This window comes from Parachitinimonas caeni (assembly GCF_030129945.1).
Lineage (GTDB): Bacteria > Pseudomonadota > Gammaproteobacteria > Burkholderiales > Chitinimonadaceae > Parachitinimonas > Parachitinimonas caeni.
In genome coordinates, this window is the sequence record NZ_JARRAF010000035.1 from 29,688 (window position 1) to 51,260 (window position 21,573).

General features: G+C 51.6%; 24 protein-coding genes and 1 tRNA gene. 16 read left to right on the forward strand and 9 right to left on the reverse strand.

The genetic code is table 11. The annotated features are described in order from the left end of the window. Positions 1-20: 20 nt before the first annotated feature. The 5 genes from galE to PZA18_RS19875 form a co-directional block, all read right to left on the reverse strand. The gene (gene galE / locus PZA18_RS19855; protein WP_284102625.1) at positions 21-1,037 is read right to left on the reverse strand and encodes a UDP-glucose 4-epimerase GalE; all 1,017 of its coding nucleotides are present in this window, start codon (positions 1,035-1,037) and stop codon (positions 21-23) included. A gap of 107 nt (positions 1,038-1,144) precedes the next feature. Continuing rightward, positions 1,145-1,672, reverse strand: coding sequence for an RNA pyrophosphohydrolase (locus PZA18_RS19860; RefSeq protein ID WP_284102626.1), 528 nt, complete (start codon positions 1,670-1,672; stop codon positions 1,145-1,147). Positions 1,673-1,756: 84 nt separating this feature from the next. Beyond that, entirely contained in the window at positions 1,757-2,542 is a 786-nt protein-coding gene (locus tag PZA18_RS19865) for a polyamine aminopropyltransferase (protein ID WP_284102647.1), read from the reverse strand. Beyond that, positions 2,542-3,477 (reverse strand): tRNA 2-thiocytidine(32) synthetase TtcA, encoded by a 936-nt coding sequence (ttcA, locus tag PZA18_RS19870; RefSeq protein WP_284102627.1) that lies wholly within the window; start codon positions 3,475-3,477, stop codon positions 2,542-2,544. Before ttcA ends, PZA18_RS19865 begins: the two co-directional genes overlap by 1 nt. Before the next feature lie 75 nt (positions 3,478-3,552). Then, a complete protein-coding gene (locus PZA18_RS19875) occupies positions 3,553-4,311 on the reverse strand; it encodes a pteridine reductase (protein ID WP_284102628.1) in 759 nt (252 codons plus the stop codon). A 47-nt stretch (positions 4,312-4,358) separates the two neighbouring features. Here PZA18_RS19875 and PZA18_RS19880 point away from each other — a divergent pair, with 47 nt between their 5' ends. From PZA18_RS19880 to lnt, 10 genes are all read left to right on the forward strand, one after another. Next, a complete protein-coding gene (locus PZA18_RS19880) occupies positions 4,359-5,516 on the forward strand; it encodes a class I SAM-dependent methyltransferase (RefSeq protein ID WP_284102629.1) in 1,158 nt (385 codons plus the stop codon). Positions 5,517-5,593: 77 nt separating this feature from the next. Beyond that, positions 5,594-5,670 (forward strand) — tRNA-Met (locus PZA18_RS19885). Between the two features lie 96 nt (positions 5,671-5,766). After that, positions 5,767-6,078, forward strand: coding sequence for a hypothetical protein (locus tag PZA18_RS19890; protein WP_284102630.1), 312 nt, complete (start codon positions 5,767-5,769; stop codon positions 6,076-6,078). Positions 6,079-6,107: 29 nt separating this feature from the next. Next, positions 6,108-7,457, forward strand: a complete 1,350-nt coding sequence (gene miaB, locus PZA18_RS19895; protein WP_284102631.1) for a tRNA (N6-isopentenyl adenosine(37)-C2)-methylthiotransferase MiaB — start codon at positions 6,108-6,110, stop codon at positions 7,455-7,457. Positions 7,458-7,523: 66 nt separating this feature from the next. Continuing rightward, positions 7,524-8,504, forward strand: coding sequence for a PhoH family protein (locus PZA18_RS19900; protein WP_284102632.1), 981 nt, complete (start codon positions 7,524-7,526; stop codon positions 8,502-8,504). Further along, positions 8,494-8,850, forward strand: coding sequence for a DUF5329 domain-containing protein (locus tag PZA18_RS19905; RefSeq protein WP_284102633.1), 357 nt, complete (start codon positions 8,494-8,496; stop codon positions 8,848-8,850). Before PZA18_RS19900 ends, PZA18_RS19905 begins: the two co-directional genes overlap by 11 nt. After that, a complete protein-coding gene (ybeY, locus tag PZA18_RS19910; RefSeq protein ID WP_284102634.1) occupies positions 8,850-9,323 on the forward strand; it encodes an rRNA maturation RNase YbeY in 474 nt (157 codons plus the stop codon). The genes PZA18_RS19905 and ybeY overlap by 1 nt, the downstream gene beginning before the upstream one ends. Then, entirely contained in the window at positions 9,320-9,715 is a 396-nt protein-coding gene (gloA2, locus tag PZA18_RS19915; protein WP_284102635.1) for an SMU1112c/YaeR family gloxylase I-like metalloprotein, read from the forward strand. Before ybeY ends, gloA2 begins: the two co-directional genes overlap by 4 nt. 82 nt (positions 9,716-9,797) lie before the next feature. Continuing rightward, a complete protein-coding gene (locus tag PZA18_RS19920) occupies positions 9,798-10,664 on the forward strand; it encodes an HlyC/CorC family transporter (RefSeq protein WP_308447431.1) in 867 nt (288 codons plus the stop codon). Further along, positions 10,661-12,214 carry an apolipoprotein N-acyltransferase gene (gene lnt / locus PZA18_RS19925; RefSeq protein ID WP_284102637.1) on the forward strand — a complete coding sequence of 518 codons (1,554 nt, stop codon included), beginning with the start codon at positions 10,661-10,663 and terminating at the stop codon, positions 12,212-12,214. The genes PZA18_RS19920 and lnt overlap by 4 nt, the downstream gene beginning before the upstream one ends. A 57-nt stretch (positions 12,215-12,271) precedes the next feature. Here the strand turns inward: lnt and PZA18_RS19930 are convergent, their stop codons facing one another. The 4 genes from PZA18_RS19930 to PZA18_RS19945 form a co-directional block, all read right to left on the reverse strand. Then, positions 12,272-12,781 carry an RDD family protein gene (locus tag PZA18_RS19930; protein ID WP_284102638.1) on the reverse strand — a complete coding sequence of 170 codons (510 nt, stop codon included), beginning with the start codon at positions 12,779-12,781 and terminating at the stop codon, positions 12,272-12,274. Next, the gene (locus tag PZA18_RS19935) at positions 12,778-13,167 is read right to left on the reverse strand and encodes a DUF3106 domain-containing protein (RefSeq protein WP_284102648.1); all 390 of its coding nucleotides are present in this window, start codon (positions 13,165-13,167) and stop codon (positions 12,778-12,780) included. Before PZA18_RS19935 ends, PZA18_RS19930 begins: the two co-directional genes overlap by 4 nt. An 89-nt stretch (positions 13,168-13,256) precedes the next feature. Continuing rightward, positions 13,257-13,637 carry a DUF3619 family protein gene (locus PZA18_RS19940; protein WP_284102639.1) on the reverse strand — a complete coding sequence of 127 codons (381 nt, stop codon included), beginning with the start codon at positions 13,635-13,637 and terminating at the stop codon, positions 13,257-13,259. Further along, positions 13,634-14,185, reverse strand: coding sequence for an RNA polymerase sigma factor (locus tag PZA18_RS19945; RefSeq protein WP_407951197.1), 552 nt, complete (start codon positions 14,183-14,185; stop codon positions 13,634-13,636). The genes PZA18_RS19940 and PZA18_RS19945 overlap by 4 nt, the downstream gene beginning before the upstream one ends. A gap of 535 nt (positions 14,186-14,720) precedes the next feature. Between PZA18_RS19945 and PZA18_RS19950 the strand changes: the two genes are divergently transcribed. The 6 genes from PZA18_RS19950 to PZA18_RS19975 all read left to right on the forward strand — a co-directional run bounded on the left by PZA18_RS19950 (position 14,721) and on the right by PZA18_RS19975 (position 21,400). Beyond that, the gene (locus tag PZA18_RS19950; protein WP_284102640.1) at positions 14,721-16,481 is read left to right on the forward strand and encodes an acetolactate synthase 3 catalytic subunit; all 1,761 of its coding nucleotides are present in this window, start codon (positions 14,721-14,723) and stop codon (positions 16,479-16,481) included. A gap of 12 nt (positions 16,482-16,493) precedes the next feature. Further along, positions 16,494-16,985: an acetolactate synthase small subunit gene (gene ilvN, locus PZA18_RS19955; protein ID WP_284102641.1), complete on the forward strand. Its 492-nt coding sequence runs from the start codon at positions 16,494-16,496 to the stop codon at positions 16,983-16,985. 65 nt (positions 16,986-17,050) lie between these two features. Beyond that, entirely contained in the window at positions 17,051-18,067 is a 1,017-nt protein-coding gene (gene ilvC / locus PZA18_RS19960; protein WP_284102642.1) for a ketol-acid reductoisomerase, read from the forward strand. Between the two features lie 177 nt (positions 18,068-18,244). Next, the gene (locus PZA18_RS19965) at positions 18,245-18,886 is read left to right on the forward strand and encodes a phosphatidylserine decarboxylase (RefSeq protein WP_284102643.1); all 642 of its coding nucleotides are present in this window, start codon (positions 18,245-18,247) and stop codon (positions 18,884-18,886) included. Between the two features lie 11 nt (positions 18,887-18,897). Further along, the gene (gene pssA / locus PZA18_RS19970; RefSeq protein WP_407951198.1) at positions 18,898-19,644 is read left to right on the forward strand and encodes a CDP-diacylglycerol--serine O-phosphatidyltransferase; all 747 of its coding nucleotides are present in this window, start codon (positions 18,898-18,900) and stop codon (positions 19,642-19,644) included. Positions 19,645-19,864: 220 nt separating this feature from the next. Then, positions 19,865-21,400 (forward strand): 2-isopropylmalate synthase, encoded by a 1,536-nt coding sequence (locus PZA18_RS19975; RefSeq protein ID WP_284102645.1) that lies wholly within the window; start codon positions 19,865-19,867, stop codon positions 21,398-21,400. The last annotated feature ends 173 nt before the right edge of the window (positions 21,401-21,573 follow it).

Consider the following 21,573-nt stretch of genomic DNA (forward strand, 5'->3'; position numbering starts at 1 on the left):
AGTTAATACGTCTGAAACGATCAGACGTAACCGTCAGGGTTCTGAGACTGCCAGCGCCAGCTATCTACGCACATTTCCAGCAGGCCGCGTTGGGCACGCCAATTCAATACTTCGGTGGCACGGGTTACATCCGCATAGTAACTGCCAATATCGCCGGGACGACGCGGCGCGAATCGATAAGGCACTTTACGACCACTTGCCGCTTCAAACGCGCGAACCACTTCCAGAACGCTATATCCGCGCCCGGCACCAAGATTGACCGTAAGCAACCCAGGAGATTCAGACAGCTGACGTAAGGCTTTAAAATGGCCTTGAGCCAAATCCATCACATGGACGTAATCACGCACCCCAGTCCCATCTGGCGTAGGGTAGTCATGACCGAAAATTGAAAGATGATTGAGCTTGCCAACAGCAACTTGGCAGATATAAGGCATCAGGTTGCCAGGGACACCATCAGGATCCTCCCCGATCAACCCAGAAGAGTGTGCACCAACAGGATTGAAATAACGCAGAATGGCAATGTTCCAGCTCTCGTCCGCATGAACCAGATCATGCAACAAGGTCTCCACCATCATTTTGCTGCGGCCATATACCGTATTCGGTGCCAGAGGGGACTCTTCCCGATAAGGGACTCTGGCGGATTCACCATAAACCGTCGCAGATGAACTGAAAACCATACGCTTTACATCATGGCGCTGCATCGTCTCAATCAAAGAGATGCTCGCTTCAAGATTATTTTCGTAACAACGCAACGGATCTCGTTCTGCACGGTCTATCGACTTGAGTCCTGCGCAATGCAAGACACCGCAGAATTTGTGTTTGGCGAAGATGCGCTCGATTGCAATGCGGTCACGCAAGTCGGCCTCGTACCAAACGAAGTCACGACCTGCGATTTTCTGAACGCGGGAGAGGGCGGCGGGCTTGCTATTGCTAAAGTTATCGACCACGACAATGTCGTAATCGTTGGCTAAAAGCTCTATGCAAGTATGCGTGCCAATATAGCCAGCACCGCCCGTAACTAATACTTGTTGTCGCATGGCGCGATGGTACCAATTTTGTGCGCTGCACCCAAGGTTGCAGTGCTCTTTTTATAAGTCATGGATCAAAAAAGTGGCAACACCACAACAGTGTTGCCAATTGAGCATCAACGTCTTTCACCTGCGGTGCGAGACGAATGAGCGGTGCTTCTTTGTCTAGGCGAGGGAGTCAGGAAACGTGCCAATTCCGACAAAGCACGCTCATACACCCCACGCTTGAACTCGATAACACTATCAAGCGGCGCCCAATATTCATTCCATCGCCAAGCATCAAACTCAGGGTGATTAGTGGCACGCAAACTCACGTCACAATCCCGCCCTATCAATCGCAACAAAAACCAAATCTGCTTTTGTCCACGATAGGACCCCCGCCATTCACGGCGAACCCAGTTCACTGGTACATCGTAACGCAGCCAGTCTCGGGTCCGGCCCAGAATCTTCACTTGATGCGGTGCTAACCCTACCTCCTCCATTAACTCGCGAAACATCGCTTGCTCAGGGGTTTCACCTGATTTAATGCCCCCTTGCGGAAACTGCCAGGAATGCTCGCGTACCCGTTTGCCCCAGAATACTTGATTCTTGTCGTTGCAAATGATGATGCCAACGTTGGGGCGATAGCCATCTCGGTCGAGCATGTCAATCACCACAGAATGCGTTTAGTTGCCTGAATTTTTTCACATCCGCGACGCATTTGAAAGTTGGCATGCCCAACTACGACACTAGATTAGCAATCGCCTATCGTTATGCGGGTTCATTCGGGCCAAATCACTTACAAATTCTGAAAATTCCAACGGGTATTTTTTTTCCAGCTCGCGGGCACGATCCGTCAAACGCGACCATGCCGGGCTCCCTTGCCCGCTTTTGAACGCCAAGACAACAACGTTCCCTTTCTGTCGCGCAGGCAAGCAGAGAACCCGCCCTTCAAAGCTATTGGAAATCCGATCCACATAAGTCGTAAATTTCGGGTCGGAACCCCACAAATTCACCAGCAGTACGCCATTTGACTCTAGCTTATCCCGGCAACAAGAAAAAAAATCTTCTGTCGAAAGCGCTGTCGCTATCCCGGCCGGGCCATAGGCATCCAATACAATCACAGAGGAGACCTCTTCCATGGATGCAATAGCTTGCGCACCGTCCCCTATCTGAACACTCAAACGCTCATCATCTGGAGGCAGAAAAAACATGGATCTTGCCACGGCAACCACTTGAGGGTGCAGCTCTATAGCAGCAATTGAACAGCTCGGCATATGGTGATAGAAGAATTTCGGCAAGGACCCTCCGCCCAAACCAACTACCACCGCGCGCTCCGGCTCCTCCCGAAACAGCAGAAAGGCCAACATGCATCGACTATAAGCCAGCACCAGCTCGACGGGATCACGTACACGCATTGAGCTTTGTATTGCATCAGAACCTAAGTGTAATGACCTGATGCCATCCTTCTCGCTAACATCGACCGGGACCTCATCCACCCAAGATGCACTTGCGCGCTTGCCAAACCTTCTCATCACGAAGCACACCTATTCAATTCGCGTTTATCTAAAATACTGATTGTCCGCAAGGCCGTAGCGGGCACTTCTGTTTCGATCGGTTCGTGATCAAACGCTATATCGCCATCTGCATACGGCGTCTCTTGAGTAGTCAGATTTTTAAAACCAAATAACTTCGGATCAGCCAAATGAGAGGGCGCTACATTACATAATGCGCGAAACATGGTTTCCAAACGACCGGGGAATCGGCGATCCCAATCTCGCAGCATATCACCGACCACTTCGCGCTGAAGATTGGCTTGAGAACCACACAAATTACAAGGAATAATTGGAAATTGCCGGATTTCTGAATAGCGAACAATATCCTTTTCTCGGCAATATATGAGCGGTCTGATAACGATATTGCGACCATCATCCGAAACCAACTTGGGTGGCATGGCTTTTAATTTTCCGCCATAAAACATATTGAGGAATAGCGTTTCTAGCACGTCATCGCGATGATGACCCAAGGCAATCTTCGTTGCCCCCACTTCTCCAGCAACGCGATACAAGATTCCTCTACGCAAACGCGAGCACAACCCGCAAGTCGTTTTCCCTTCAGGAACAACGCGCTTTACAATACTGTAGGTATCTTCTTCAACAATGCGGTATTCAATACCTAGCTTTTCCAGATAAGTCGGCAAAATCTCTTCAGGAAAGCCTGGCTGCTTTTGATCGAGATTCACGGCAATAATGCTAAAATCAATTGGAGCACTTTTCTGCAGTGAAAGCAGTATATCGAGCATGGTATAACTATCTTTGCCACCAGACAGGCAAACCATTACCCGATCACCTTGCTCTATCATTCCAAAGTGATCAATGGCATCCCCAACTGCATGCCGCAGTCTTTTGGCCAGCTTGTCGGCATTATACTTTGCCTTCGCCTGTGCCTCCGCCTGTAAAATGGACTCCATACCAACCTCTTCAAACCAAAAGCTCGTTATATTACAACGCATTAAACATCTTCGCAGCCACCTTTCCCAACTCCATTAGAGATTCAGGCTGCGTCCACCATCTACTGCGATAATTTGCCCCGTTATATACGGCGCATCCATTACCAAAAATCGAATCGTACGCGCTATATCGATTGGCTCCCCAACCCGCTTCAGAGGAATCGAGCTAATTATCCTTTGGCGGGACACGTCATCAAAAACCGATTCCCCATCCGGCCAAACATTGGCACCAGGCGCAACGGCATTTACCCGCACATCCGGCCCCAGATCCCTCGCGAGCGCGCGCGTCATCGCTACCAGACCCGCCTTGGCAACCGAGTAAACAACATGATGGCGCATCGGGCGTTCCGCGTGGATATCCACCATGTTGATCACACATCCCTGACGCTTCTTCAATTCCCCAGCCGCGGCCTGAATCAGGAACAAGGGGGCCTTTAGATTGCTTCCAACCAAATCTTGCCAGCTCTCTTCAGTCACCTCCCCAATCGGCGTAGGAAAAAAGCTGGACGCGTTATTCACCACAATATCCAACCGACCAAAATGCTGAATCGTTTGCTGCACCAAGCTTGGCAGCCCACCCATATTCAAAAGGTCCGCCTGAACCGTGGCAATTGAGTTGGGGCGTTTTAAATTCAACTCCGCAGCCAATGCTCTCGCCTCTGCAGAAGAGCTACGGTAGTGCAGCATGATATTGATCCCGGCTTCGTGCAGTTCTCGCACGATGGCGGCACCAATCCGTTTTGCCCCGCCGGTGATCAAGGCTACTTTTTCCTGTCCGGCCGCTTGGTTTTCCACTCTGGTAGACTCGCGATCCTGTTAATAAACCGCCCGGAATGTAGCATATGACCCGCCTGCCCGCACCCGAACCTGAAGCGCTCATACACAGCCAAGAACTGACAGAACAGATTCGGCAAGAGATCTCGCGCCGGGATGGATGGATCAGCTTTGCCGACTATATGGCATTAGCCCTCTACCACCCGACTCTGGGTTATTACACAGGCGGCAGTAGAAAACTTGGTGCGGCAGGGGATTTTACAACTGCACCTGAAATCAGCCCGATATTCGGACAATGCGTTGCTCGCACGGTGGCCGCGGTACTGTCGGAAACACATGGCGATGTCCTAGAGATTGGTGCCGGTAGCGGCCGCCTTGCGGCAGACCTTTTGCTGACACTTCAGGATCTGAACCAACTTCCTGATCGCTATTTGATACTGGATGTCTCTCCGGAGTTACAGGATAGGCAGCGCACAACAATCCTAAATACAGCTCCTGCACTGGTCGATAGAGTTGAATGGGTGGCTCAAATCCCAGCCGGATTCACGGGCTGCATGGTGGGCAACGAGCTGTTGGATGCCATGCCATTTCATGTTATTGAAACCGATGAAAATCAGAAGATTTTGGAACGAGGCGTCGCTTGGCAGGAAGACCAATTTATCTGGCAAGCTCGACCATTGGCGGCGGGTAACTTGCAAGATCAGGTTAGTGCTTTGTTTCTGCCGCCGAATTACCGCTCAGAAGTTCAACTTTCCGCCCAGGGCTTCATTAGAACCGCTGCAGAGCAATTGACTCATGGCGTTCTGCTATTAATTGATTATGGTTTTGACGAATCCCAGTACTACCACCCGCAACGCGATCAAGGCACCTTGATGTGCCACTATCGTCACCACAGTCTCGATGATCCGTTCTTCCTGCCGGGACTGCAGGACATTACTTGTCACATTGATTTTTCGGCAATTTACAATGTAGCCAATCAGTGTGGCTTGTCACTGGAAGGATATACCAACCAAGCCAGCTATCTGCTTGACGCAGATTTAGCGGAGTGTCTAAGCAGACAGGAAAGTACCTCTGCCACCGAACGAGCCAAGCACGCAGCCGCCGTCAACAAGCTATTCAGCCCAGCAGAGATGGGGGAATTATTTAAAGTAATCGGGTTTAGTCGAGGCCTATCCGGACCTCGACTGCCGGGATTCCGCCAAAGCGACTTGTCCGGAAGCCTTTAGCAAATAGCAAAACCCAAAAGACAACAAATAAAATTTGACAAGTCAGAGTTGGCCACATATAATCTGCGGCTCTTTAAGGCTATGTAGCTCAGCTGGTTAGAGCACAGCACTCATAATGCTGGGGTCACTGGTTCAAGTCCAGTCATAGCCACCAAGATAAAACAAAAGAAAGCCCGCTGCTTGCAGCGGGCTTTCTCTTTATCCAGCCTCACCCTACCATATGGATCTTCCCTCGCACATCGAGATACATATGCGCAAATTACTCGTACTCCTTAGCCTCTGCGTTAGCCTGCCCGTCTTGGCTGGGCTGCGAATCTTCCCGCAGGATGCCCAATTCGGCGTGCTCCAAGACTTCTCCAATGGCACCGCCAAAATCAACGGAAAAGTGCTTGAGGTACTGCCAACGGCCAAAGTTTATGGCCCGATGAACACCATGCTGCTACCCCAAGCCACCCCCAAAGCCGGCCAGGTGATGGTTCTACTCGACGCAGCCGGAAAAGTCCGCACACTCTGGATATTGGACGACGAAGAAATTCAGCGTCTATCCAGACAGAAACCGTAACTCATGACACAAAGCAGGTTGAAAATATCGTGACCAAAAAAGTTTTCATCAAGACTTTCGGCTGTCAGATGAATGAATACGATTCAGACAAGATGGCAGATGTCTTGAATGCCTCCGAAGGCATCATCAAGACCGACAATCCGGAAGAAGCAGATGTCATTCTGTTTAATACCTGCTCAGTGCGTGAAAAAGCCCAAGAGAAGGTGTTTTCAGATCTGGGACGGGTTCGGCATCTGAAGCAACTAAAGCCCGATCTGGTCATTGGCGTCGGCGGATGCGTCGCTTCGCAAGAAGGAGAGGCAATTGTCAAACGTGCCCCCTTTGTCGATGTTGTGTTCGGCCCCCAGACTTTACATCGTCTGCCCGAGCTGATTGCAGAGCGCAAAGCCAAAGGTACATCACAAGTAGACATCTCTTTTCCAGAGATTGAAAAGTTTGACCATATGCCCCCAGCCAGGGTTGAAGGCGCCACCGCATTCGTCTCCATCATGGAAGGATGCTCGAAATATTGCTCTTTCTGCGTCGTACCCTACACCCGGGGCGAAGAGGTTTCACGACCCTTTGAGGATGTCCTGGCCGAAGTTGCAGGTTTGGCTCAGCAAGGTGTAAAGGAAGTCACCCTGCTTGGCCAAAACGTCAATGCCTATCGAGGTCGCATGGAGGATGCCGAGGACGGTGAGTACGCTGACTTTGCGCTGTTGCTCGAATATGTCCATGAAATCCCCGGCATTGAGCGTATCCGTTACACCACCAGCCACCCCAAGGAAATGACCCAGCGGCTGATTGACTGCTACCGCACTTTGCCAAAACTGGTGTCACACTTGCATCTACCAGTACAGGCAGGATCTGACCGCGTGCTGATGGCCATGAAACGTGGCTACACCAGCCTGGAATACAAATCCCTGATCAGAAAGCTCAAGGATGCCCGTCCAGACTTATGCCTGTCTTCTGACTTCATTGTCGGCTTTCCTGGTGAGACCGATGATGACTTTGAGAGGACCATGCGTCTGATCGACGAGCTTGGGTTTGATGCCTCGTTCAGCTTCATTTACAGCCGTCGTCCGGGCACTCCAGCTTCCGACCTTCCGGATGACGTACCGCCAGAAGTGAAGAACAAGCGCTTGGCTCGTCTGCAGGCCCGTATTGATGAATTGGCTCAGGCCGTCAATGACGCCATGGTGGGAACCATCCAGCGCGTGCTGGTCGAAGGAACATCACGCCGAGACGCCAGTCAGCTGGCGGGCCGAACCGATAACAATCGCATCGTCAATTTTGATGGCCCCGCCAGATTGATTGGCCAATTTGTCGAGGTCTCAGTCACCGCAACCGCCGCCCATAGTCTGCGTGGCGAAATAGTGACTCGCGAATCCAGTACATAAAAAACGGCGCCTCTGGCGCCGTTTTTGTCTGGTCAATAGAAGCAATACAACTGGGAATACATCAGATTGCATACTGAAAACCTACATTTCACCCCTATCGACAACCCACGCCTCAATCATTTGTGTGGCGCGCTGGATGAGAACATCCGGCAAATCGAAACAGCCTGCGAAGTTTCCATCGCCCGGCGTGGACATGAATTCCGCGTCAACGGCAGCACCAGCAAGAGTGTCTCACTGGCACTTGAAGCACTTGACCATTTCTATCAACTTGCCAGCAAACCAATCGATCTGGACACAATTCAGCTGGGCCTGCTGGAGCTGAGCAAAAAAACCTCGAATCCGCAAACACAAATGGAGAATGGTCCAGTACTGCGCACCCGGCGCAACGATCTGCGTGGACGGACTCCGCGACAAGTCAGCTATCTGCAAGCGATTCAAGACCACGACATCACTTTCGGCATTGGCCCAGCCGGTACCGGCAAAACCTATCTGGCGGTTGCCTCCGCCGTTGACGCACTGGAGCGCGATCTCGTCAAACGTCTGGTTTTGGTACGACCCGCCGTTGAAGCCGGCGAGAAACTCGGCTTTCTGCCAGGAGATCTCGCCCAAAAGGTAGACCCCTACCTGCGCCCCATCTATGACGCACTCTACGACCTCATGGGCTTCGACAAAGTAGCGCGTCTGCTGGAACGAGGATCCATCGAAATCGCACCGCTCGCCTTCATGCGTGGCCGAACCTTAAACCACGCCTTCGCGATTCTTGATGAGGCACAGAACACAACCCCGGAACAGATGAAAATGTTCCTGACCCGCATCGGCTTTGGCTCGAAAGCAGTGATTACAGGGGATGTCACCCAGATCGACTTGGCACGTCACCAGAAGTCAGGCCTCGTCGAAGCACAGGTTGTGCTGACCGACATCCGGGGCATTGCAATGCATTATTTCAATAGCGAAGACGTGGTACGTCATCCACTCGTACAGAAAATTGTCGATGCCTATGACCAGCACCAAGCTCGCAAGCCCGAGGCCAATGCACATGCAAATTAAGCTATTCGCCTTGCTCTGCCTGTCCAGTCCAGCTTTTGCCATCACCCCCCAGGCAGATGCTGAAGTCAAACATCTGCTGAGCTATGTCGGTCACTCCACCTGTGAATTCCTTCGCAACGGTGAGGCTTATGCAGCCAACGACGCCAAGTCACATCTTGAGATGAAATACCAGAAGACCAAGGACCGACTGGGTAGTGCCGATGATTTTGTCAACAAAGTTGCCAATGGCAGCAGCATGACCGGCCGCCCCTATGAAATCCGCTGCCAAGGTAGCAAGCAACTCGCCGCAGCCTGGCTCAATGCCGAACTGATCAAGTTCCGTCAGAAAAACGAGGGCAAGCACTGATGGCACGCAACAAACTGGTCCTGTCTGTGCAATATGCCGTAGACAGTAATCTTGCCCCGAGCCGCAAGCAATTCCGCGAATGGGCCCACAGTGCACTGGATAAGTCCATCAACGCTGCCGAAGTAACGTTGCGGATCGTTGATGTCGATGAAGGACGTGAACTGAATGCCCAATACCGTGGCAAAGACTATGCGACGAATGTACTGACTTTCACGTTTGATGACAGTCCACTTGTTGAAGGAATGCCCTTATATGGCGATCTGGTGTTGTGCGCACCTGTCGTCGCCAAGGAAGCACAGGAACAAGGGAAGGCGCTGGACGCGCATTACGCACACCTTGTGGTCCATGGCATGCTGCACCTACAAGGATATGACCATATCGAGGATGACGAGGCCGAAGAAATGGAATCGCTGGAGACTCAGATCATGCAGCAACTAGGTTTCCCCGATCCTTACGCCAAGGACGAGGCGTGACCAAGGCACTGATATCCGGCATCCACCATGTTGCCATCATCGTTTCAGACTGGGATGTATCCAAGCCCTTTTATTGTGGTTTGCTTGGCTGCACCGTGCTGGCTGAGCAGTTCCGCGCAGACAGAAACTCACTGAAAATTGATCTGCGCATGCCGGATGGTAGCCAGCTTGAAGTCTTTACTTTTCCGCACTCCCCTGCCCGACCGACCCGGCCAGAGGCACTGGGATTACGCCACCTCGCCTTTCGAGTTCAAAACCTTGCAGCAGTAGTTGAGCGCTTAGCAGAATTTGGCGTGTCCCACGAGGGTGTACGCCACGACGACAGCACCCACTGCGACTTTCTATTCTGTTTTGATCCGGATGGTCTGCCGATTGAGTTCTACGAATCTTAGGCTCTGTTGACGTTTTGTTTCCGGTCGCGATAGCGCGCCGCAATCGATATAATGAAAAGCATCTTGTTTCTACCCCTCTGACATGGACTTACCCTCTAGACCACCATTGCGCCCCCACCCCAAACCCAGCTGGCTTGAGCGTCTGACAGCATTACTGCTCAGAGAGCCCGAAGACCGCGAACAGCTGGTAGAACTATTGCACTCCGCATTTGAACGACATCTGCTGGATGCTGATGCCCTGGCAATGATTGAAGGGGTATTGCAGGTCGGCGATCTGCAAGTGCGTGACGTCATGATCCCTCGCAGTCAGATGGATATGATTGACGTGGAAGATTCCCCAGAGCAGTTCATGCCTCTGGTCATTCAGACCGCTCACTCCCGTTTCCCTGTTTACGATGGCAGCAAAGACAACATTCTTGGCATTCTGCTTGCCAAGGATTTATTGCGCTATTACGCCGGGGAGGAATTCAACGTCAGGGACATGCTACGACCCGCCGTATTCATCCCTGAGTCAAAGCGGCTCAACGTGCTATTGAAAGAATTCCGCGCCAATCGTAACCATATGGCGGTCGTTGTTGATGAGTATGGCGGAGTAGCCGGATTGGTCACGATTGAGGATGTGGTCGAGCAGATCGTAGGTGATATCGAAGACGAATATGATTTCGATGAAACCGAAGACAACATCATTCAGGATCGCCAAGGCCGTTGGCGGGTTAAAGCCATAACCCCCATCCCTGATCTGAACGAGGTTATTGCCAGCCGATTCTCCGATGAAGAAGCGGACACGATCGGCGGCTTGGTGCTTTCCCAATTCGGCAAGGTTCCCAAGCGGGGAGACTCCGTAACGTTCGATGGCTTCAGCTTCCAGGTTCTACGCGCCGATAGCCGACGTATCCACAGTGTATTGATCGAAAAGGCCGTTGACACCGCAGCGGAGTCTGCTGAGTGAACCTGCCCATCCGAGGCGGATACCAGCTTTTACTCTGCTTCATCTTTGGTGCAATCGGAGTCCTAGGCCTCGCCCCATTTCGGTTGAGCTTTTTCTCCACGCTCGCCCTGATGGGGTTCTTTCTCTTTACCATCTATAGCCCAAGCCCCAAGCGCAGCGCCCTGCATGGGTGTGCCTGGGGTCTTGGCTATTTCATTGCTACCACTCACTGGACTTATCTGAGCCTGGTTGACCACGGCGGCATGCCAGCCTGGCTGGGAGCGTTGGCCGTGTTTCTGTTCAGTGGGTATTTGGCACTGTTTCCTGCCCTCGCCAGCTATCTCAGCCGAAAGCTTCCCTTGCCAGTCGCCATTCAGCTCATCATGGCCGCACCCGCCATCTGGACGCTCAGCGAATGGTTAAGAGGCACCTTATTTACAGGATTTCCGTGGGCTGCCGTTGGCTATTCACAAGCTCCTACAGGACTACTCAGCCCATGGTTCCCATTGGCAGGCGTTTATGGTGTCGGGTATCTATTGGCTGTATTCGCTGCTTGTGTAGTCTGGATAGCTGCAAATTTGTGGGGAAAGAATCGAAAGGGTATCGCAACTTCTGCACTGGTCACTGCTGCAAGTTGCACGATCGTCATCCTAATTAGTCAGTTCCTCTCCACGATCGAATGGACACGCCCATTTGGCAAACCACTACACGTTTCCTTGGTTCAGGGCGCCATTGCGCAAGATTTGAAGTGGGATCCCAAACGCTTTAACGATACACTGGCCCGCTACCTGCAGCTCACCCACCAAGCTCAAGGCAGGTTGGTTGTTTTGCCGGAAACAGCCTTTCCCGTTTTTCTTGAAGAACTGCCCAAGGAGTATCTTGAAGCGCTAACCAAGACTCCCAAAGCACGAGGAGCCGACCTGCTCATCGGGGCTGCCCGCAAAAATACTGAGGCAAGGGGCTACTTCAACTCCGCCATCCTGATCAGCGAAAACAACCTGCCCCACTACAACAAACAGCATTTAGTGCCATTTGGCGAATTTATTCCCATGAAATGGGCAATTGGCTGGATTTACCGCAGCATGCTCAACATGCCGCTTGATGATTTCTCTGCGGGCAGCAAGACACAGCCAGCGATGATGGTTGCCGACCAGCGCTTGATGCCTAATATCTGCTACGAGGATGTTTTCGGAGAGGAAATTGCTGCTGTGAGTGCAAACGCCACAATCTTGGTCAACCTATCAAATCTGGCATGGTTTGATGGATCTATTGCGCTTGAACAACATGGCCAGATTTCCCAGGCACGGACATTGGAAACCGGCAAGCCCATGATCCGCGCCACCAATAGCGGCATGACTGTGGCTATCGATCAGCACGGGCATTATCAGGGTCGTCTACCAGAAAGAATTCCTGCAATACTAGAATCTGAAGTACAGGGAAGAGCAGGACTGACACCTTATCTTCACCTGAAAAATCTACCGATTCTGGCTTGGTGCCTACTGATGCTTGGGCTAGGATATATCCGCACTTACGCGAAGCGTTTACCTGGAAAAACATCCCACACAATCTAAGTAATGCGCGCTTTACGTCCCCAAGGCAGCCATACCTGCTCATGCGGAAGATGCCATTCAAGCCTTCGTCTCTACCGCCACAAGATACGTTCCCACCAATCGGTCGTGCAGAAACTGCTTTTCTTTATCAAGGAACGCCCATAGATAAGGAAATGCGAACCAAATCATGGCGAGCCAACTCACCCACCTTTCTGCGGGATTATGTTTAGCCCACATCACGGCAGGCAGTAGAGGAAGTGCCGCTATCAGCACAATCAAAAATCTGTAGGTGATTTGGCGGAAACCCAGCATGCACCCTTCTTGCGTAACCAAGCGGATTCGCCAGGTTTTCATGGCCAAGGTCTGACCACTACGAATCCAGCAACGCGCAAAATATCCGTATACCGCAGACAACCAAAACAAAAACAGGCCGTAACGCAAAGGCTGAGACTGCGATACCGCAGGAATCACCAGCTGGAACAACATTCCAGCGACAAAAATCACGGCAGCAAGTAATAAGCTGTCGTAGACAAGGCACACCAACCGCCGCCAACGGGCGGCAGGCTTTAGTTCATAACTGGGAATCATTGAGATATCTGCTTGGTTGCTTCCGGATACGCAGGGGCTGGCGCCACTGGCTGCGACCGCGATTGCTCTGCTTTGATGACGGGTGCAGTGGCTTTGTTTTTTCTGGTTAATTCCTGCTGGTTCTTAAGCCGGGATTTTGCCTGCGCCCGCTCAGAGGGTGGTAGTTCATTCAAGCGCTTGTAATTTTCTCTGGCACGTTGCCTGTCTTCGTGACTCAGTGTGGACCAATGTTTCAAACGCTCCGACACTCTCGCCTGCTGCTGTGGTGTCAAGGTCTTGTAACTATCAGCGATTTTAATAAATCTGGAACGCTTTTTTGCCGAAAAATTATCCCACTCGGCGGCCAATGGGCGCAGCACCTGCTGCTGGCTTGGCGTCAGCTGCACCCATGCCAAAGCCGGCTTATCCCCAGCCAGCACCCAACCCGAGCATCCCCATGCCAGCAACATGCATAATCCTAGCGTCCTTCTCGCCCTCATGACTGACTATGCCCCTGCAGAATCGTATCAAAGCGCTCAGAAATATACGCATCAGGCGGCAACTCATCCGAGAGTAGCAAGGTATCGATGTCATCATCGGTCTGAACATCGTTAAATTGAAGACTGAAGGCAATTGCAGCACCAATCGCCAAGGCAATCAAACCGACGCGCCACAACTTATGGCTATCGCGCAGTTGGCGTCCCAATCCCACCCCAACACCAGCCAAAGCGCCCACCGGTTGGGGCGCCCTCATCCTCGCGCGCTCCAATGCACGCAGGCGCGCCATCCCCAACTTCTCTTTTTGCGCAGCAGACAACTGCTCGGCAGCCTCGCTCAAGTGCCCAGCAAGCCGTTTTCCAAAATCTTGATCACTCATAGAGATACCCCTTTGGCCTTCAACCAGTTAGCCAAAGCGTGTGATGCCCTGGAACAATGTGTCTTGACACTTCCCTCCGAACACCCCATGGCTTCGGCTGTCTGAGACACATCCAACTCCTCCCAATAACGCAACAGGAAGGCTTCCCGTTGACGCGGTGGCAGTAATTCCAAACCCTGCTCTATTATTTTTAAGGTCTGCTCGCGATTGAGCGCCTTTGCCGGGTCTTCAAATGCCGTACTTTCCGATTCGACCGACAAACCGTCAAAAGGATCTGTCGGGGCATCCTCTTCTTCATTTACCGAGAACGAGGAAAGCAGAGAAGTCCACCAGCTACGAACCTTGGATCGGCGAAAGTGATCACGAATGGCATTTTGAAGTATTCGCTGGAAAAGCATCGGCAGTTCCTCCACTGGCCGGGATGCATAACGATCCGCCAGGCGCAGCATCGCGTCCTGGACGATGTCCAGCGCAGCATCGTCGTCACGGACAGCATAAACAGCCTGCTTAAAGGCTCGCCGTTCAACTTCCTTGAGGAACGATGACAACTGCTCGTAATTAGCCAGAGAGCTCTCCTAGATATGACTGTGACTCAAACCCATCCAAAGCGTCGCGGATACTAGCAAAAGGCTTATGGAAATAACAGTTTGGCCGCGCTATCAAGAAATGGTGCAGCGCGAAAATAACTTGACCCTGAGAACCGGCTTGAGTACCGTAGAAATCCTACAAGCCCCAATGCCGCGGCCGGTTGGATACAACACAACGTACTCCATACCGCATCGGCAGCATTTGTTCGATGCTCGTCCCTCGGCCACAAGCCAAGTGCGATGACAAGCCGGCAGTCTCACATATGAGACCAGACCAGGCTCTCTAGCTGCATTTCGTTGCAAGCCGTTCGCCCTAACGCGATGGCTGATCCGCCCCACACGACTTCAGGGCGCATTTGCATGACCGTCTAATCACGGCGTTTCATGCAATAGCCTAAGCGACATCGGTCGTTGATAGCTGAAGATCGTCTCATGGGAAATCAGCCGTTAGTGCGCCCGTAATTTGCGTTTAAGTTGTTTCTCCAGGGGTCACCATATGGAAATCTCAGGTGCAGAAATCGTTGTTCGATGCCTGGCCGAAGAAGGTGTCGAATTCATATTCGGCTACCCAGGCGGTGCGGTACTCGAAATTTACGATGCCATATTCAAGCAAAACAAAGTCAAGCATGTGCTGGTTCGGCACGAACAAGGGGCTGTGCACGCAGCGGATGGTTACTCTCGCTCATCACAAAAGATTGGCGTGGCGCTGGTAACCTCGGGACCAGGCGCTACCAATGCCATTACCGGCATTGCCACGGCCTATATGGACTCCATCCCGATGGTCATCTTGTCTGGTCAGGTTCCTACACCTGCCATTGGTCTGGACGCATTCCAGGAAGTCGATATGGTTGGTATCACCCGGCCATGCGTCAAACACAACATTCTGGTAAAAGATGTCAAAGACTTGGCATCTGCCATCAAAAAGGCTTTTTACATTGCCACAACAGGCCGCCCAGGCCCCGTGGTGGTGGACATCCCTAAAGATGTCACCATCGCAAAAACCGAATTCCACTACCCTGCCTCTGTGCAGATGCGCTCTTACAACCCGCCGTCCAAAGGGCATCCGGGCCAGATCAAGAAAGCCGTCAATCTGATGCTGGAAGCCAAGCGGCCGATGGTTTACGTTGGTGGGGGAGCCGTTCTGGCCAATGCCAGCGAACAGGTTACCGAGCTGGTACGCATGCTGGGTTTCCCCTGCACCAACACGCTAATGGGGCTGGGAGCATATCCCGGGACCGACCCGCTGTTTGTAGGCATGCTCGGCATGCACGGTACTTATGAAGCAAATCTGTCGATGCACTATTGCGATGTACTCATCGCAATCGGTGCCCGTTTTGATGATCGCGTAGTGTCCGTACCGCAGCAATTCCTGTCGTCGCCAAAGAAAATCATCCATATCGATATTGACCCATCGTCGATCGCCAAACGCGTCAAAGTCGATATTCCGATTGTTGGAAATGTTCGCGAAGTGCTGGACGAAATGCTGTCCCTGTTGAAGCAAAGCAAGGAAAGGCCAGATGCGACGGCCTTGGCAAGCTGGTGGAAACAAATCGATGAGTGGCGTGCGCCCAACTCGCTCTATTACCAGCCTTCTGACGAGCTGATCAAGCCCCAGTACGTCATACAAAAACTCTACGAACTCACTGGCGGTGAAGCTTTCGTTACCTCTGATGTCGGCCAACACCAGATGTGGGCAGCGCAATACTATAAATTCGCCAAACCTAGAAGGTGGATCAACTCAGGTGGACTCGGCACCATGGGTTTTGGCCTGCCGGCTGCGATGGGGGTTCAGCTTGCCAATCCAGATGCAGACGTCGTCTGCGTGACGGGTGAGGCCTCAATCCAGATGTGTATCCAAGAACTCTCTACCTGCAAGCAATATCACGTCCCGGTAAAGATCGTGAACCTCAATAACCGATATCTCGGGATGGTGCGGCAGTGGCAAGAGTTCTTCTACGGCAACCGCTATTCCGAATCCTATATGGATGCACTGCCTGATTTCGTGAAGCTGGCTGAATCATATGGTCATGTCGGCATGCGGATTGAACAGCCTGCAGATGTCGAAGGTGCTCTACGGGAAGCGCTGAAACTGAAAGAGCGGCTGGTATTTATGGACTTCATCACCGACCAGACTGAAAACGTATTCCCGATGGTTCAAAACGGCAAAGGTTTGAACCAGATGGATCTGCCGCCACACATGCGAAATCTGCAGCAAGGTACCGTCGCCAAAGAACGCGACTACGGTAATTTGAGTTAAGTCGGAGGCCGCATGCGACACATTTTATCTATTCTGGTTGAAAACGAAGCCGGAGCGCTTTCACGAGTTGTTGGCCTATTTTCTGCGCGTGGTTACAACATCGACTCGTTGACCGTTTCCACGACCGAAGACCCTACTCTGTCGCGGATGACCATAGTGACCAATGGTTCTGACGACATCATTGAGCAGATCACCAAACAGCTGAACAAACTGATTGAGGTGGTCAAGCTGATTGATCTGAACGAGTCAGATCACATTGAGCGGGAATTAATGCTGATCAAGGTCCGCGCAACCGGCAAAGATCGTGACGAAATGAAGCGGATGTCGGACATTTTCCGTGGCCGCATCATTGATGTCACTGAAAAGACTTACACCATAGAACTGACAGGCACCAGCCAGAAGCTGGACGCATTCATTGAAGCAGTAGACCGAGCCGTCATATTGGAAACCGTGCGCACCGGTGCCTCGGGCATCGGCCGTGGTGAGCGGATTCTCAAGATTTGATTCAAGCCTGCGGCACTGGTGCTTTATGCCCAACCACAGGCCCACATATTGATAAGGATAAAGCCATGAAAGTTTTTTACGACAAAGACGCAGATCTCTCCCTGATCAAAAACCGCCAGGTAACCATCGTCGGTTATGGATCTCAAGGTCACGCCCATGCACTTAACCTCAAGGACTCTGGCGTAAATGTCACCATCGGTTTACGGCGTGATGGTGCTTCCTGGAAAAAAGCCGAAGCCGCCGGCCTTGCCGTCAAAGAAGTCGCTGACGCTGTCAAATCTGCCGATGTCGTCATGATCTTGTTACCTGACGAAAGCCAACCCGATGTTTACAAACGCGACATTGAGCCGAACCTGAAGCAAGGCGCAACACTGGCTTTTGCGCACGGTTTCAACATCCATTACAACCAGATCATTCCTCGCACTGATCTGGACGTCATCATGGTTGCCCCCAAAGGCCCAGGACACACGGTACGATCGACTTACAAGCAAGGTGGTGGTGTACCGTCCCTGATTGCGGTCTACCAGGACAAGAGCGGCTCCGCCCGCGATATCGCTCTCTCCTACGCGGCAGCAAATGGTGGCACGAAAGGTGGTGTCATCGAAACATCTTTCCGGGAAGAAACCGAAACGGATCTATTTGGCGAACAGGCCGTACTGTGTGGCGGCGCGGTAGAGCTCGTAAAAATGGGCTTCGAGACACTAACCGAAGCTGGCTACGCACCAGAAATGGCATATTTTGAATGTTTGCACGAGCTGAAGTTGATTGTTGACCTGATGTATGAAGGTGGTATCGCCAACATGAATTATTCGATCTCGAATAATGCTGAATATGGCGAATATGTCACAGGCCAGGAAGTCATCAACGAACAGTCTAGAGCCGCCATGCGCAATGCGCTCAAGCGCATCCAGACAGGTGAATACGCCAAGCGCTTCATCTTGGAAGGCAAGACCAACTACCCTGAAATGACCGCAAGACGACGCTTGAATGCTGAGCATCCGATCGAAGTGGTAGGGGAAAAACTTCGGGATATGATGCCCTGGATCAAGGCAAACAAGCTGGTTGACCAATCCAAGAACTGAGGCCAGTACCGCTCAGGACACTAGACTCTGTTGACATCAGGTTTTCAGTCGAGAACAAAACGTTGACAGAGTCTACGACTAATTTCAGTTTTTGCTGTCAGCCGGGTTGCAATAGCGACCCGGCTTTTTGTGCATGCTAAAATCCAGCGCTTACTGTGCGCACTCGAAAGCAAACCCTTGAACGATTACCCTCACCCCATTATTGCCCGCGAAGGTTGGCCATTTCTGGCAATCAGCATTGCCGTAGCAGCTCTGGTTAGCTGGTTTTGTGGCTTCTGGTCGCTTCCTCTGTGGCTGATTGCACTATTTGTACTGCAATTTTTCCGCGACCCACCACGTACCGTTCCGCAAAATCCGAATGCAGTTCTATCACCTGCAGATGGTCGAATTGTGGTGATAGAGAAGACGCAAGACCCCTACACCAAGCGTGATGCACTGAAAATCAGCGTTTTCATGAATGTCTTCAATGTACATTCAAATCGGTCCCCAGTAGACGGAATCGTTCAGTCGGTTCAGTACTTTCCAGGAAGCTTCTTGAATGCCGCTTTGGACAAAGCTTCTATGGAAAACGAACGCAATGCCGTTCAGATCAAGATGGCGAATGGCACAGAAATCACCTTCGTGCAAATTGCAGGCTTGGTTGCGCGGCGTATTCTTTGTTACACCAAGACTGGCGACAGTCTAAAGCGTGGCCAGCGCTATGGCTTTATCCGCTTCGGCTCTCGCGTTGACGTCTACTTGCCTCCAGATGCGCAGCCCAAAGTCACTGTGGGTGACAAAGTGTCTGCAACAGAAACCATCCTCGCCGAACTGGCCTGATCCGGAAGACAGTGATGCGCCCCACCACTGGCGACAAAATGAATCTTCGGCGGCAAAGCATTTACCTGCTGCCGAATTTATTCACTCTAGCCGCTTTGTTTGCCGGCTTTTATGCCGTCGTGCAAGCGATGAATCAAAAATTTGAGTACTCAGCGGTTGCTATTTTCATCGCTATGGTGCTCGACGGTCTTGACGGTCGCGTCGCCCGCATGACCCATACCCAAAGTGCCTTTGGCGCCGAATTCGACTCACTATCGGATATGGTGTCATTTGGTGTTGCGCCAGCACTAGTTGCCTACGAATGGGCCTTACGTGACTTTGATCGCTTGGGTTGGATGGTTGCTTTTATCTATTGTGCCGGAGCCGCACTACGCTTGGCTCGCTTTAATACCAATCTAGGTTCCACCGATAAGCGCTGGTTCCAAGGGCTGCCAAGCCCATCTGCCGCAGCAGTGGTTGCCGGCTTGGTATGGACGTCACTGGAAGTGGGTTGGTCTGGCATGTGGGTGAAGTGGCTTGCGCTGGGCCTTACTCTGTTTGCAGGGCTGACCATGGTTAGCAACGTCCCCTTTTATAGCTTTAAGGAATTCAACGTTCGCAAGACCGTCCCCTTCGTCGTCCTGCTGCTGTTGCTTCTGGCAATTGTCGTTGTGGTTTACAAGCCTCCTTTAGTCCTCTTCGGCTTCTTCCTGGCATATTCCATTTCAGGCTACATGACGTACTGTTATAGGAAACTGAAATTCCAGAAAAAATCTTGACAACACCAAAAAACTTACATTAGATTGGCTGCATGTATACCTTGACATGCAGCCTTTTTTGTTTCTCCTTGCCAGACTACCTGCTGGCATGTCTGCTGCTGCGCCCAGCGCGCTAATACTCTTCCCCTTTCCCTCTAAATGTTTTGACCATCAGCTCTACCATTTTCGGTATGTGCTTTGATGTCGGCTACCTTGTAATGACACTTCTCAGGAGAATCCAATGAGTAACCGTCTCTATATTTTTGACACAACATTGCGCGATGGAGAGCAAAGCCCAGGTGCCTCCATGACCAAAGAAGAAAAAGTACGTATTGCGCGCCAGCTAGAAAAAATGCGGGTTGATGTCATTGAAGCGGGCTTCCCTGCGTCCAGCCTTGGAGACTTCGAGTCAGTTAAGGCCGTCGCAGACGCAATTCAAGACTCAACGATTTGCGGACTGGCCCGGGCACTAGAGAAAGATATCGAGCAAACCGGGTTAGCCCTTAAAGGTGCAAAATCAGGCCGGATTCACACCTTCATCTCCACATCTCCAATTCACATGCAGATGAAGTTACGGATGGAACCAGAAGCAGTCCTCGAACAGGCGGTAAGGGCTGTCACTTGGGCACGCCAGTGGACCGATGATGTGGAGTTTTCTGCAGAAGATGCGGGGCGCTCGGAACCTGACTTTCTTTGCAGGATCTTTGAAGCTGTTATTAAAGCAGGTGCCAGAACCATTAATGTGCCAGACACTGTTGGATATGCTGTTCCAGAGCAATTTGGCCAACTCATCCATTTCCTCCTTGAACGCATCCCGAATTCTGATCAGGCAATTTTTTCAGTTCATTGCCACAACGATCTAGGAATGGCTGTAGCCAACTCGCTATCCGCGGTGCTACACGGCGCACGGCAGGTAGAGTGCACCATCAACGGCCTTGGAGAGCGAGCAGGGAACGCCGCCTTGGAGGAAATTGTGATGGCTGTAAAAACCCGAAAGGATGTCTTTCAATGCGACACTCGGATCGATACATCCCAAATTGTTCCGGCATCCCGATTAGTTTCAGGCATCACTGGATTTGCCGTGCAGCCTAATAAAGCAATCGTCGGAGCCAATGCCTTTGCCCATGAGTCCGGCATACATCAGGACGGCGTACTTAAGCACCGGGAAACATATGAAATCATGCGCGCAGAAGATGTTGGCTGGTCCGCCAATAAGATGGTTTTAGGCAAGCACAGCGGTCGAAATGCTTTCCGCACTCGATTGACTGAACTTGGCATCGAATTGGCTTCCGAAGAAGCGCTCAATGCGGCATTTGCCAGATTCAAAGAACTCGCAGATAAAAAGCATGAGATTTTCGACGAGGACTTGCATGCTATTGTGAGTGATGAAACGGTAGCGGTAGATCAGGAGCGCTATAAATTTATCTCATTAAAAGTATCAACAGAGACCGGGGAACTGCCCCATGCCTCCATCACTATCTCTGAAGAAGGTACCGAGCGACATGCCGAATCTACCGGATCCGGTCCCGTGGATGCTACTTTCAAGGCCATTGAGTCTCAAGTTAACAGCGGCGCCGATCTATTGCTCTATTCGGTAAATGCCATCACCAGCGGCACCGATAGTCAAGGTGAAGTAACAGTACGTTTATCCAAGGCAGGGAAAATAGTAAATGGTCAGGGTGCTGACACCGATATCATCGTTGCATCCGCAAAGGCATACTTATCCGCTCTAGACAAACTCACAAGCACGATTACGCGCGCTCATCCACAAGTTTGAACGTTAGTGGTGAGAAGGAGCCATCCCCACCAGCGCTGCCTCCCACTTACGGTTCGCTGAGCTACCAGTTCAAGTAAGCATTTAGGTTTATTGTATTAAGCAAAAGCCGGTACAAGTTGATTGCTTGTACCGGCTTTTGCTTTGTAGCTAGAGTCAGGCCCCCCCAATCTGCC